Below are 13,252 nucleotides of genomic sequence, written 5' to 3'. Positions count from 1 at the left end.
AAGCGCCTTATCCGGCCTGACCCACCTGTACCGACAGCATACTCAGACTGCCCATTTCGATCCCCTCTACGGGAAGGGTCACTGGCTCTTTACCATCCCATGCGCCCAATACATACAGTAACGGCAGGAAGTGATCCGGGGTTGGATTCGACAGCGGACCGCCTTCGTGGTCGAGATAGTTGACCAGCGGATGCCGTTCTGTCGGTCCCTGCCAGGTCAGATTCGCTTTAACAAAATCATTGAACGAGGTCGCCCACGGATAAGGCGCGTCGTCACCGTGCCAGCGGACAGTGCGCAAGTTATGCACCACATTACCACTGGCTAGCAGCATAATTCCTTCGTCACGCAGCGCCGCCAGCTTACGTCCAATCTCAAAATGCCAGGCCGCCGGTTTGGTGCTGTCGACGCTCAACTGCACCATGGGAATATCGGCATTCGGATACATTTTGATCAACACGCCCCACGAACCATGGTCAAAACCCCAGGCCTCTTTATCGAGCGTAACCGGCACCGGCGCCAGAAGCTCCACCAGCCGCTGTGCCAGTTCCGGCGAACCGGGAGCCGGATAATGCGTGTCGTACAGCGCCTGCGGAAAACCGCCAAAATCATGAATCGTCTTTGGCGCGTCCATTGCGGTCACGCCAGTACCGCGCGTGTACCAGTGAGCGGACACCACCACAATCGCTTTCGGACGCGGCAGACGCTCCCCCAGTTGCTGCCAGGCGCGGGTATACAGATTATCTTCCAGCACGTTCATGGGGCTGCCGTGCCCCAAAAACAAAGCTGGCATACGAATTGACGACATGATGATATCCTTACTCAGGGAGTCATTTTATGAGTCTTACCATACGCTCTTTCGATATATGAAGAACTCAGATAACCATGATGATGATCATCAGTTATTTTGAAGGTCAGGTGAATTTTTAAGGAGTTATTGATGTCAGTACCTTTACTTCTGACCTTACTGGCGGGCGCCGCCACGTTTATCGGCGCGTTTTTAGGCGTCCTGGGCCAGAAACCCTCGAACCGTCTGCTGGCGTTTTCACTCGGATTTGCCGCCGGGATCATGCTGCTCATCTCTTTAATGGAGATGCTGCCTGCGGCACTGGCCGCGGAAGGCATGTCGCCGCTTCTCGGCTACGGAATGTTTATTATCGGCCTGCTGGGCTATTTTGGCCTCGACCGTCTGCTACCACACGCTCATCCCCAGGATCTGGTACAAAAAACAACGCAGCCGCTTCCAGGTTCGATTAAGCGCACCGCTGTCCTGCTGACGCTCGGTATCAGTTTGCACAACTTTCCGGAGGGCATCGCCACTTACGTTACCGCCAGCAGTAACCTCGAACTTGGATTTGGCGTGGCGCTGGCCGTTGCCTTGCACAACATTCCTGAAGGGCTAGCGGTAGCCGGTCCGGTATACGCCGCGACAGGCTCGAAGCGAACGGCCGTCTTCTGGGCAGGCATTTCCGGCATGGCCGAAATTCTGGGCGGCGTTCTGGCATGGCTGATTCTCGGCAGCCTGGTTTCGCCTGTGGTCATGGCCGCCATTATGGCTGCAGTGGCGGGCATTATGGTGGCGCTGTCGGTCGATGAGCTGATGCCGCTGGCAAAAGAGATCGATCCAAATAACAACCCCAGTTACGGCGTTCTTTGCGGCATGTCAGTGATGGGGCTAAGCCTCGTCGTCCTTCAGACGATGGGGCTGGGATAACGCAGAAAGAGCAGGAAGCGACTATTCCTGCTCTTTAGTCAGAACACGCGTTTGTTCGTCCCGACGCAGCAATGTATTACGAATTTCCAGCAGCGCATCTCTGTCCTGGCGAAACGCTTTGCAGTAACGCTTCATATGGCAGAAATAGCCCACCACGACCAGTACAATTAGCACAATCCAATACCAGGCAATAAACATCCTTTTCCCTTTAAATTTAACATTAACAGATATTTAGCTTTAAAATTAACATACCTATTTTTAGGTATATTTATATACTGGCACAGTATGAAATCGAAATGATGATTTCGATCATAGAGAAAAAGGTTGGGTGTTTATTAACCGATAAGAAGGGCAAATAAGGGAAATTTGCCGGATAAGGTGCTTTAACCACTATCCGGCAAGGAGGTATTAGCTGGCTTTACGTTCGTGGGCCTGACGGTATGCCACCAGGTCTTCGATCGTCACTACCGCCATATTGTGTTTATTGGCAAAGTCGATGCACTCCGGCGCGCGCGCCATGCTGCCATCATCATTGGTCAGTTCACACAGCACGCCCGCAGGTTTGAAACCAGCCAGCGTCACCAGATCGATGGTCGCTTCAGTGTGGCCGCCACGGGTCAACACGCCGCCAGGCTGAGCACGCAGCGGGAAGACGTGTCCCGGACGATTCAGATCGGAAGGCTTCGCGCCATCGGCAATCGCCGCGCGCACGGTGGTGACGCGGTCAGCGGCGGAAACGCCGGTGGTCACGCCTTCAGCGGCTTCAATGGTCACGGTAAAACCGGTGCCGTAAGCGCTGGTGTTATTTTCCACCATCATCGGCAGATCGAGCTGCTTGCGGCGATCTTCGGTGATGCACAGGCAAACAATACCGCTGCCGTGACGAATGGTCAGCGCCATTTGTTCAACGGTCATGGTTTCTGCCGGGAAAATCATATCGCCTTCGTTTTCGCGATCTTCATCGTCAAGCACCATCACACCGCGGCCTTCGCGCAGCGCAGTCAGCGCATGTTCAACACGTTCGAAAGGCGTACCAAAAGAGGAAAGTAGCGTCTGATTCATGGTAAAAAAACCTCACTAAAATTATGGTTACCAGAATCAGGGCAGTCTTAGGAGTACCGACAAGCGGCAAAAAAATAACGTGAGCGGGTCCGTGCCCGACTGGATCGTTACTCTCTCCCATCCGGACTTTAACCGTCGGCCCCGGAATTACACCGGATCTGCTGACCTTCAGATTCGCATCTGAAGCGCTCGCGGGCTTTCAGCCGGTCCTTCAACTTTCACGCCGCTGCAGGATGAACTGCAACACGAAAAGTGATGAACATCGCTGATTTACCGCCGGTGGGGAATTTCGCCCCGCCCTGAGAATAAGCGGAATAACTATAACGCTATTGATTACCTTCATCAACGCCTTTACCCGCATAAGCTTCACACAATTCTGGTTTATGCCTTGCGCATATCGCACTACAATGTGCTTTAACACTTACCAGTTCAGGGAAACCACTATGATTGACCCGAAAAAAATTGAGCAGATCGCTCGCCAGGTTCACGAGTCGATGCCGAAAGGGATCCGGGAGTTCGGGGAAGATGTCGAGAAAAAGATCCGTCAGACGCTGCAGTCTCAGTTGACGCGTCTCGATCTGGTGAGCCGCGAAGAGTTTGACGTGCAGACGCAGGTGCTGTTGCGTACCCGTGAAAAGCTGGCGCTGCTTGAACAGCGGTTGAGCGAGCTGGAAGCGCGTCAGAGCGGTATCAGCGACGAAGTCAAACCCGCGCCTGCCATCCCGCCGGTAGAACCGCAGGAGTAAAAACAGCAACGGGCCGCAAGGCCCGTTGAGTCGTTTAGTGTTCCACTTCTAATTTTCTCGCTTGCATCGCCTGCTGACAGTAGTGTGCATAGCGTTTGCAAAACCAACTGCGGTGCTCCTCATCCATATTGCCTGTCACGGCCTGGATATCCACCGGGCGACCTTCAGCCTGCATTCTGGCAAAACTGCGCGCCAGGAAATCAAAATTGTTCAACGAATAAACCGTGTTGTTCATCAGCATACCCTCCAGTTTGTGAAACTCTGCTAAGGCCATATGCTTTTTCTGATTTCAGTATTTACCCGTCCCGGTGACGGGTTTGTACATAATGTGCGCAATTAAGATGCCGGATATCACACTTTGGCAAGTTACCCGCCAGCGTGGCGTTTATCCGGCGCAGGGCAGCGCTTTTAGTTATCGCTCTCTTTCTGGATTTTTTTAATGATATTGGTGGTTGAGCAACCGTCTTCGAAGTTCAGTACCAACACTTCGCCGCCGTTGGCCCACACTTCTTCGCTGCCGGCGATCTCTTCTGGCTTATAGTCGCCGCCCTTCACCAGCAGATCCGGCAAGATCCCCGCAATCAGGCGCTGCGGCGTGTCTTCTTCAAACGACACCACCCAGTCCACCGCTTCCAGCGCGCCGAGTACGATCATGCGCTGCTCAAGCGGGTTCACCGGCCGCGTTTCGCCTTTCAGGCGTTTGGTTGACGCATCGCTGTTCACCGCGACAATCAGGCGATCGCCCAGTTTGCGCGCATTCGCGAGATACGACACATGCCCTGCGTGCAGAATATCGAACACGCCATTGGTCATCACCACTTTTTCACCGCGTTTACGCGCGGCGGCGACGGCGACCTTCAGTTCGTCTTCGGTCATCACGCCAAAGCCCGTTTCCGCACGGCCACGTACCGCGTTTTCCAGTTCGATCGGCGAAACGGTAGACGTCCCCAGCTTACCGACCACGACGCCTGCCGCCGCGTTGGCAAAGAAACAGGCTTCTTCCAGACTGTTGCCTGCGGCAAGCGTAGCAGCCAGTACGCCAATCACGGTGTCGCCAGCGCCGGTCACGTCATACACTTCCTGCGCCTGGGTCGGCATATGCAGCGGCGCCTTGCCTGGCTGCAGCAGCGTCATCCCCTGCTCGGAGCGGGTCACCAGCAGCGCGGACAGTTCAAAATCGGCGATCAGCTTCATGCCGCGCTCAACAATGTCTTCTTCGCTTTTACATTTCCCGGCCACCGCTTCGAACTCAGAGAGGTTCGGCGTCAGCAGGGTCGCGCCGCGGTAGCGCTCAAAATCGGTGCCTTTCGGGTCGATCAGTACCGGAACGCCCGCTTTACGCGCCAGCGCAATCATCTGCTGAACGCTGGCCAGCGCGCCTTTGGCGTAGTCGGAGAGCACCAACGCGCCAATGGAACTCAGCGCCTGGTTAATACGCTCGTGAAGCGGTTGCGGATCGACGCCCTCGAAGCCTTCTTCAAAATCCAGCCGAATCAGCTGCTGGTTACGCGAAAGCACGCGCAGTTTGGTGATAGTGGGATGGGTCGGTACAGAAACAAAGTCGCATTTCACATTCACATCGGCCAGCGTTTTGCTCAGCGCACGCGCCGCGTCGTCTATACCGGTTAACCCGACCAGACGGGAGTTTGCCCCCAGAGAGGCAATATTCATCGCCACGTTCGCCGCACCGCCCGGACGCTCTTCGATGGTATCCACTTTGACCACAGGCACCGGCGCTTCCGGCGAAATACGGCTGGTTGGCCCATACCAGTAGCGATCCAGCATGACATCGCCAACAACCAAAACTCCTGCACGTTCAAACTCTGGCAGCGTTACTTTCATTCCTGTCTCCTGAGAGATTCAAAATTTGCGCGCGATAATAGCACACTTCAAACGGCGACCAGCCACTTCCGCCAGCTTGCCCGCACCAGCGCGCGTTCGGCTTCAAAGCAGGTTTGCGCCACATGGCCCGGCAGTTCCTGTAAGGCCAGGTGGTGCAGCTCATCGCGCAGCGTGGTATAGGCGCGGGTCAGCGCCATCGCCTCCTGCTCATCCATAATGTCGTTCTGCGCTAACAGCTCCAGTATCCGCACGTTATCCGACCAGCGCGTCAGCTTCGGTTTGTCGTGTGCATAGCGCAGCACCAGATACTGCGTAATAAATTCGATGTCGGTGATCCCGCCTTCATCTGCTTTGATGTCAAAACGATCGCGATGTTTATTGCCCAGATGAGCACGCATTTTTTCGCGCATTTCGCGCACTTCGGTTTGCAACGTGGCGCCGTCGCGCGGCAGGGTCACGATCTCGCGGCGTACCGCGTCAAATTGTGCGGTGAGCTGCGGGTCGCCGTAGACCACGCGGGCGCGGACCAGCGCCTGATGTTCCCAGGTCCAGGCCTCGTTTTTCTGGTAATCCGCGAAAGCCTCGGCGGAGGTCACCAGCATCCCCGCCGCGCCGGACGGGCGCAAACGCGCGTCCACTTCATACAGAATGCCGGAAGACGTCCGCGTGCTGAACAGGTGCATAATGCGCTGCGCCAGGCGCAGATAAAACTGTCGTCCGTCGATTTCGCGATCGCCGTCGGTCATTACGTCAACCGGACAGTCGTGCAGGAAGATGAGATCGAGATCGGAACTGTAGCCCAGTTCCCAGCCGCCCAGTTTACCGTAGCCTACCACCGCGAAACCGCGCCCTTCGCGATCCGCCAGATGTCCCGGCTGTCCGTAGCGCGCCACCATCTGTAGCCACGCCTGCTGCACCACGGCGTCTATCATCGCTTCCGCAAGCCAGGTCAGGTGATCGCTGACCTTCATCACCGGCAGCGTTCCGGCGATATCCGCGGCGGCAATACGCAGCAGCTGCGTCTGCTTAAACTGGCGCAGCGCCTCCAGTTGCTGTTCTTCGTCATCTTCCGGCACGCGCAGCAGATACTGCCGCAGTTCATCACGGTAGGCGTCGGTCGCGGTGGGCTGGTAGAGCGTGTTCGGGTCAAGCAATTCGTCGAGCAACAGCGGGTAACGGGCAAGCTGGCTGGCGACCATCGGCGAGGCGGCGCACAGAGAAATGAGATGCTTCAGCGCGCCGGGGAATTCGCTCAGCAGCTCGAGATAAGTCGTGCGCGTGACGATCCCCACCAGCAGCGGCGTGATGCGTGACAGCGGGACGGAGGCATCCTGACGGACGCAGACATCGCTCAGCAGATGCGGCATCAGATGATCAAGCACCTGTCGCCCACGCGGCCCAATGGTGCGTTTATCAAGCTCTTTACGGAAGTCGGTAATCAGCGCCAGTACCCGGGTCCGGTCTTCGTCGGTCAGGTGAGCCAGGACCGGCGGCGTGTCGTCTTCCTGTAGCGCGTCCTGCCAGAGCTCGCGCCATTGCTCCGAAAGCGTATCTTCCTGCGTTTCGCTTTCATCATCGCCAATCAGTTCATTAAAGACGCGACGAACATTGGCCATATGCGTGTCCAGGATGTCGGTCAGTTGCTGCCAGTCATCCGCATTCATCCCCCACGCCAGACGCGCGCGGTTCAGTTCATCGCCCGGTAACGTTTGGGTCTGTTCGTCGTTAATGCTTTGCAGCAGGTTTTCCAGACGGCGGAGGAACAGATAAGCCGAGCGCAACTGGCTCGCATCGTTATCCGGCAACAAATGCAGCGCGGCGATGGCCTGTAAAGTGGGAAGCAGAGCGCGGGACTGCAACGACGGTTCGCGCCCGCCGCGAATAAGCTGGAAAACCTGAACGATAAATTCAATTTCACGAATACCGCCCGCGCCGAGTTTGATGTTGTCTTTCAGACCGCGACGACGCACTTCCCGGGCAATCATGCCTTTCATGTTGCGCAGTGACTGAATCACGCTGAAATCAATGTAGCGACGGAACACGAACGGACGCAACATGGCGCGCAGTTCGTCAACGTAGCGGCCCTCTGTCTCGCCCATGATACGCGCCTTCACCATCGCGTAGCGTTCCCAGTCACGCCCCTGCTCCTGATAATAATCCTCCAGCGCGGCAAAGCTCAGTACCAGCGGACCGCTGTCGCCAAACGGTCGCAGGCGCATATCCACCCGATAAACGAAGCCGTCCTGCGTGGGCTGATCGAGCACTTTGATCAGCCGCTGGCCCATGCGGGTGAAGAACTGCGCGTTATCCAGCTCGCGACGCCCACCCCGGGTGACGCCGTGTTCCGGCCAGGCGAAAATGAGATCGATATCCGAGGAAAAATTCAGCTCGCCGCCGCCCAGTTTGCCCATGCCTAAGATCAGCAGCGGCTGTGGGATGCCCTCCGGGTTACACGGCGTCCCCCACTCACGGCAGCAGGCGTCATACAGCCAGTCGCGCGCGCTGACAATCAACGTCTCCGCCAGCTGGCTGAGCTGCTGTAAAACCGCAGTATCTTCAATCAGCGAGAGCGCCTGGGCCCAGGCTATCCGCACCATAATACGACGACGAAACAGGCGCAGCTCCCGCATTAGCGCCGCTTCGTCATTCACCTCAGCCAGCGCCGTGTGTAGCCATTCGCCGTAGCGCTGCCATTCGTCCGCCTGCGGCGGCGCATTTTCCAGCCCGCTCAGCCAGTGGGGATGGGCAATAACGCTGTCCCGCACAAAGTCGCTGAATGTGAGCACTGACTTCGCTTGTACGCTAAGCGTAGCGTCAGGCAATTGTTCAGCAACGGTTTGCCAGTACTGCTGTAACGGTGAAGAAAGCGGCTTCATGAAAGGGTTCCTTGTAACGTTGCCGGATGGCGGCGTTCGCCAGAGCCGGCCTACAACGACGCAGCGCCAACAGGCAATCACTTCTGCGTTCGGGAATGACGCGATTTACCGTTTTCCGCTGTGCAACCAGAACGGCGCCTGGTTTATCGCTTCATTGCGGAAATGTTCAATTTCAATACGCTGTCGGGTGGCGATGGCGTGATGCAGCCCCTGCCAGTTTTCCAGCCACGCCTGCGCCACTACAGCATCGTAATACCCGGCCAGCAGTAGCACAGTGTCGATATCACGACGTAAGCGCGGCAGTTGATCCTGATACTGGTCGCCTAACGGCTGAGCAAACACGCTTTTCAGTTCAGCGGCGGTACGTGAAAGATGGATATCCGCGAAACGCTTAAAGGAATCGGCCATTTTGGCCTGTGCTTTAGCATCCAGAAACGGCTGCCAGGCTTTGGTGACCAGCCACTCCGTCAGCGCCAGTTTTGCCATTGCGGTTTGCGGGGTATACACCGCCGTCACGGCAGAGACCGCCGAGGCCAGGGTAGCCTCAGACTGAGTTAACAAATCTCGTAAGTGAGTGCTCGCTTTACGCGGAACGATACCACCGAATAGGGTAAGCGTATGGCGCACCAGCCCCATCGCCGCAGACACCTCCGCTTTCGCCGACTCCACGCCGCGCAGCCACAGTTCCTCGTGGTACTGCCACTGCGCTAAGGCCAGCTCCATCGCCGCTTCCAGCCCCTGCTCAACGCTGGCTTTTGCGGGCAAGGTCAGTACTGTGGTCGGTTTGATCTCGCGCCGGGCGTTTCCCTGGGCCAGGTGATAACCTCGCGCCGCCTTACTCAGGCTGCCCTGACGCAATCCCGCCTGGCTCACCAGTTGATTAGCCAGCTTCAGCACCGCCCGGGTGTCGCCGCTCAGCAGTTCAAGCTCCAGCTCGCAAAGAGGTTCGGTAAATTCGCTGGCCTTAACCTCTCCGAGATCGAGCGCAATTTCAATCTGGCTGCCGTCAATTTCCAGCAGCCATTTCTCGCGATCAAAATCGGTACTGAACAATGGCTGCACGCGGGAAGCGAGATCGGCAGGCAGCTCGCCGTTCGGCCACACTGTCTGCGGAAGTTGCGCTAAATCGAGCGTAGGTTCGCTAAGCGGAATATTATATTCCGGACGCTGATGCAAACCGCCGACCACCCGCCCGGCGATTTTCAGGGTCATTTCATAGCGGCCATTCTCGCCGCGAATGCGTAACCCCATATCGTGGCTGCGTAGCCAGTTATCCGCCGTCTCGTAGTAAATGTTCAGCAGCTTGCTGGGCGCGTGATGTTCGCCGCCAAGCGTATTCAGATGGTCGCGCAGTGCGTCAACCGCATCGTGATTAACGATAAATTTTAATTCGATTTCCTGAGCCATGGCCTTGTACTTAGGGTTATGTCACAGTTGAAGGGATCGACTGCGAACTTCGTGCGTTACTGAGTGTCAGTAGATAGTATTTTGCGCCAAATTGCCATGCAACGAGCAATTTGACGGGCGTAAAAGTTTGACGTAGTGGCGAAGCTGACACAGATGATTCCGATTGATGTCGAATGCTTTGCGTAGAGACACTGATCCCACTACTATCGTTCCACTTTCTATGACAATAACGACAGCCTGATGCCAAAATTACGCCTGATTGGACTAACTTTACTTGCGCTTAGCGCCACTGCCGTCTCCCACGCAGAAGAAACGCGCTATGTCTCTGATGAACTAAGCACCTGGGTCCGCAGCGGTCCGGGAGATAACTATCGCCTCGTCGGCACCATGAACGCCGGCGAACAGGTCACCTTGTTACAGACCGACAATAATTACGGCCAGGTCAAAGACAGCACCGGTCGCACTGCCTGGATCCCGCTGAAAGAGCTGAACACCTCGCCCAGCCTGCGCACCCGCGTACCGGACCTGGAAAATCAGGTCAAAACCCTGACCGATAAGCTGACCAACATTGACACCACCTGGAATCAGCGGACAGCCGACATGCAGCAAAAGGTCGCGCAGAGCGACAGCGTGATCAACGGCCTGAAAGAAGAAAACCAGAAGCTGAAAAACGAGCTGATTGTGGCGCAGAAGAAGGTCAGCGCCGCAAATCTGCAGCTTGATGACAAGCAGCGTACCATCATCATGCAATGGTTTATGTATGGCGGCGGCGTGCTCGGTCTCGGCCTGCTGCTCGGTCTGGTGCTGCCGCATATGATCCCAAGCCGCAAACGCAAAGACCGCTGGATGAACTAAATCGCCTTCTCCGCCACACTGTCATATCATTAAGAAAGTGTATTTCTCAGGAGAGGTGGTGTGGCGTGAAGATTTATCTGGTCGGTGGTGCGGTTAGGGATACGTTGTTAGGGCTACCGGTCAAAGATAAAGATTGGGTGGTGGTAGGCGCCACACCACAGCAAATGCTCGACGCGGGCTACCAGCAGGTAGGCCGCGATTTTCCTGTTTTTCTCCATCCTCAAACACACGAAGAGTACGCCCTTGCGCGCACCGAACGTAAATCCGGTTCCGGTTATACCGGATTCACCTGCTACGCGGCGCCGGACGTCACGCTGGAAGATGACCTACAGCGCCGCGACCTGACCATTAACGCCCTGGCGCAGGATGATGACGGCGCTATCGTCGATCCTTATCACGGACGCGCCGATCTGAAAAACCGCCTGTTGCGCCACGTCTCGCCGGCTTTCAGTGAAGATCCGCTCCGCGTCCTTCGCGTGGCGCGCTTTGCCGCCCGCTATGCGCATCTCAGCTTTCGCATTGCCGACGAAACCATGGCGCTAATGCGCGACATGACCCACGCCGGGGAGCTGGAGCACCTGACGCCTGAGCGCGTGTGGAAAGAGACCGAAAACGCGTTAACCACCCGTAACCCGCAGGTCTATTTTCAGGTCCTGCGCGACTGTGGCGCGCTGCGCGTGCTGTTCCCGGAGGTGGATGCGCTGTTTGGCGTTCCCGCGCCAGCGAAATGGCATCCGGAAATCGATACCGGCGTTCACACGCTCATGACGCTGTCGATGGCGGCGATGCTCAGCCCGGAGGTGGATATCCGTTTCGCCACCCTGTGCCATGACCTGGGAAAAGGGTTGACTCCGCCAGCGCTTTGGCCGCGTCATCACGGTCATGGTCCGGCGGGGGTAAAGCTGGTGGCGCAGCTGTGTCAGCGTCTGCGGGTACCGAACGAAATCCGCGATCTGGCAAAGCTGGTGGCGGAGTTTCACGATCTCATTCATACCTTTCCGATACTGCAGCCTAAGACCATTGTAAAGCTGTTCGACGCGGTTGACGCCTGGCGTAAACCGCAGCGCGTGGAGCAGATAGCCCTCACCAGCGAGGCTGACGTACGCGGGCGTACTGGCTTTGAAGCGGCGGATTATCCGCAGGGTCGTCTGCTGCGCGAAGCATGGCAGGTGGCGCAGTCGGTACCGACAAAAGAGGTTGTGGAGGCCGGATTTAAAGGCGCAGAGATCCGCGAAGAGTTGACGAAGCGGCGAATTGCGGCGGTCGCCAGTTGGAAAGAGACGCGCTGCCCGAAACCCGCCAGCTAAACGGCCCGTGCCGGCAGCGCTACCGCTGACCGGCCTGTGGACAGACGTGCGTGGTTGGCCGGATAAGGCATAGCCGCCATCCGGCACGGTGAATCATCAGAAGAACACCACGTAAACCGCGGCTGCAACGATAAAACGATAAATCGCAAACGGAATGAACGAGATTCGTTTGATCAGTTGCAGGAAGGTTTTAATGGCGATCAGCGCAACCACAAACGCCGTCACGAAACCGACGGCAAACATCGGAATATCGGCGGCGGTCAGGAACGACCAGCTTTTGTAGAGGTCCAGCACCGTTGCGCCCATCATCATCGGCACCGCCAGCAGGAACGAGAACTCCGACGCCGCATAACGGCTCACGCCCATCAGCATCCCGCCGGAAATGGTCGCGCCGGAACGGGAAAAGCCCGGCCACAGCGCCAGACACTGGAAGCAGCCAATCATAAACGCCTGTCGGTAAGTCATATCGTCCAGCCCCGGCGCGCGCGGTTCTTTCGGCTTCAGGCATTCGGCGGCAATCAACAGTAAACCGCCCACCACCAGCGCATACATCACGTTAATGGGGTTAAACAGTGATTTTATCGTATCGTGAAACACCAACCCGAGCACCACGGCGGGGATCATCCCAAGCAGAATGTGAATGAGCGTTAACCGCCCTTTACTTTCCCCTTCGCGCTGCAACGGACGGCCAAAATGAATCCCAATCAGGCCGAACAACCGCCGCCAGAACATCACGACCACCGCCAGAATCGACCCAAGCTGGATCACCACTTCAAAGGTCTTTGCCGTATCACCCTCAAACCCCAGCAGATGGCCAACGATAATCATATGGCCCGTACTGGAAACCGGCAAAAACTCCGTCAATCCTTCGACCACACCCAAAATTGCCGCTATCAGCAGCGAGTGCATATCGCTCATCAATAAACCCCTAAATAGAAAAACTACCGCAAAAAAAAAGTTCCCGCTGTAAGACTCTTTTATATCCGTTTGGTTTAACAATGATGAAGTTAATTATTTTCCTTTCAGATTATGGCTACGCTCGACAATCACGCCCACGTTCGCCGCGCGCGCGACCGCGCCGGGCTTACTGAGCTTGATTCGCACCCACGGTGAATGGAAGCGTCCCAGCAGGAGATCCGCGACCTCTTCCGCGACGCGTTCCACCAGCGCAAAGCGCCTGCCTTCAACGTGCGCGATCACGGTTTCGGCGATATCCGCATAGCTCAGACAGTCGGCGACATCGTCGCTTTTTGCCGCTTTCCGGTTATCCCACGCCATTTCGATATCGAACACCAGCTTTTGCTCGATGGTCTGTTCCCAGTCGTAAACACCAATGGTGGTGATTACCGAAAGTTGCTCTATAAATACAATATCCATCACGACCTGCCCGCTTTTTGGCTAACCCGGATACCACTTCCGGCGAAATATGCGTATTATCCACAGAAG

Annotated in this window: 13 protein-coding genes and 1 riboswitch; of the genes, 4 read left to right on the top strand and 9 right to left on the bottom strand. The window is 56.5% G+C overall.

Annotation, left to right across the window (positions count from 1 at the left end; genetic code table 11):
• Positions 1–7: 7 nt before the first annotated feature.
• Positions 8–805 (bottom strand): 4,5-DOPA-extradiol-dioxygenase, encoded by a 798-nt coding sequence (gene ygiD / locus OGY07_RS15425; protein ID WP_060570847.1) that lies wholly within the window; start codon positions 803–805, stop codon positions 8–10.
• 132 nt (positions 806–937) lie between these two features.
• Between ygiD and zupT the strand changes: the two genes are divergently transcribed.
• Entirely contained in the window at positions 938–1,711 is a 774-nt protein-coding gene (gene zupT, locus OGY07_RS15420) for a zinc transporter ZupT (protein WP_199957051.1), read from the top strand.
• A gap of 21 nt (positions 1,712–1,732) precedes the next feature.
• On the opposite strand, the gene OGY07_RS15415 is transcribed toward zupT, so the two are convergent.
• A complete protein-coding gene (locus OGY07_RS15415; RefSeq protein WP_042289298.1) occupies positions 1,733–1,909 on the bottom strand; it encodes a hypothetical protein in 177 nt (58 codons plus the stop codon).
• Positions 1,910–2,119: 210 nt separating this feature from the next.
• Positions 2,120–2,773 (bottom strand): 3,4-dihydroxy-2-butanone-4-phosphate synthase, encoded by a 654-nt coding sequence (gene ribB / locus OGY07_RS15410; RefSeq protein WP_042289301.1) that lies wholly within the window; start codon positions 2,771–2,773, stop codon positions 2,120–2,122.
• Between the two features lie 105 nt (positions 2,774–2,878).
• Positions 2,879–3,084, bottom strand: a riboswitch (FMN riboswitch).
• Between the two features lie 132 nt (positions 3,085–3,216).
• Between ribB and ubiK the strand changes: the two genes are divergently transcribed.
• The gene (gene ubiK, locus OGY07_RS15405) at positions 3,217–3,519 is read left to right on the top strand and encodes a ubiquinone biosynthesis accessory factor UbiK (RefSeq protein ID WP_042289303.1); all 303 of its coding nucleotides are present in this window, start codon (positions 3,217–3,219) and stop codon (positions 3,517–3,519) included.
• A 34-nt stretch (positions 3,520–3,553) separates the two neighbouring features.
• Here ubiK and glgS read toward each other — a convergent pair whose 3' ends face one another.
• The 4 genes from glgS to OGY07_RS15385 all read right to left on the bottom strand — a co-directional run bounded on the left by glgS (position 3,554) and on the right by OGY07_RS15385 (position 9,644).
• The gene (gene glgS, locus OGY07_RS15400; RefSeq protein WP_082636864.1) at positions 3,554–3,760 is read right to left on the bottom strand and encodes a cell surface composition regulator GlgS; all 207 of its coding nucleotides are present in this window, start codon (positions 3,758–3,760) and stop codon (positions 3,554–3,556) included.
• Between the two features lie 167 nt (positions 3,761–3,927).
• Positions 3,928–5,361, bottom strand: coding sequence for a bifunctional D-glycero-beta-D-manno-heptose-7-phosphate kinase/D-glycero-beta-D-manno-heptose 1-phosphate adenylyltransferase HldE (hldE, locus tag OGY07_RS15395; protein WP_042289305.1), 1,434 nt, complete (start codon positions 5,359–5,361; stop codon positions 3,928–3,930).
• A 47-nt stretch (positions 5,362–5,408) separates the two neighbouring features.
• Positions 5,409–8,237 (bottom strand): bifunctional [glutamate--ammonia ligase]-adenylyl-L-tyrosine phosphorylase/[glutamate--ammonia-ligase] adenylyltransferase, encoded by a 2,829-nt coding sequence (gene glnE, locus OGY07_RS15390; protein WP_286601526.1) that lies wholly within the window; start codon positions 8,235–8,237, stop codon positions 5,409–5,411.
• Positions 8,238–8,342: 105 nt separating this feature from the next.
• A complete protein-coding gene (locus OGY07_RS15385; RefSeq protein WP_286601525.1) occupies positions 8,343–9,644 on the bottom strand; it encodes a CYTH domain-containing protein in 1,302 nt (433 codons plus the stop codon).
• 240 nt (positions 9,645–9,884) lie between these two features.
• On the opposite strand from OGY07_RS15385, the gene OGY07_RS15380 reads away from it, so the two are divergent.
• Together OGY07_RS15380 and OGY07_RS15375 are read left to right on the top strand one after the other, a co-directional pair.
• A complete protein-coding gene (locus tag OGY07_RS15380; RefSeq protein ID WP_042289312.1) occupies positions 9,885–10,499 on the top strand; it encodes a TIGR04211 family SH3 domain-containing protein in 615 nt (204 codons plus the stop codon).
• Positions 10,500–10,564: 65 nt separating this feature from the next.
• Positions 10,565–11,806, top strand: coding sequence for a multifunctional CCA addition/repair protein (locus OGY07_RS15375; protein ID WP_286601521.1), 1,242 nt, complete (start codon positions 10,565–10,567; stop codon positions 11,804–11,806).
• A gap of 96 nt (positions 11,807–11,902) precedes the next feature.
• Here the strand turns inward: OGY07_RS15375 and bacA are convergent, their stop codons facing one another.
• Positions 11,903–12,724 carry an undecaprenyl-diphosphate phosphatase gene (gene bacA / locus OGY07_RS15370; RefSeq protein ID WP_042289318.1) on the bottom strand — a complete coding sequence of 274 codons (822 nt, stop codon included), beginning with the start codon at positions 12,722–12,724 and terminating at the stop codon, positions 11,903–11,905.
• Positions 12,725–12,817: 93 nt separating this feature from the next.
• A complete protein-coding gene (folB, locus tag OGY07_RS15365) occupies positions 12,818–13,183 on the bottom strand; it encodes a bifunctional dihydroneopterin aldolase/7,8-dihydroneopterin epimerase (RefSeq protein WP_042289321.1) in 366 nt (121 codons plus the stop codon).
• Positions 13,184–13,252 lie beyond the last annotated feature (69 nt).

Source organism: Citrobacter sp. Cs237 (assembly GCF_030332325.1).
GTDB lineage: Bacteria > Pseudomonadota > Gammaproteobacteria > Enterobacterales > Enterobacteriaceae > Citrobacter_A > Citrobacter_A sedlakii.
Note: the sequence above shows the minus strand (reverse complement) of the source record. Positions and strands in the feature narration are given on the sequence as shown.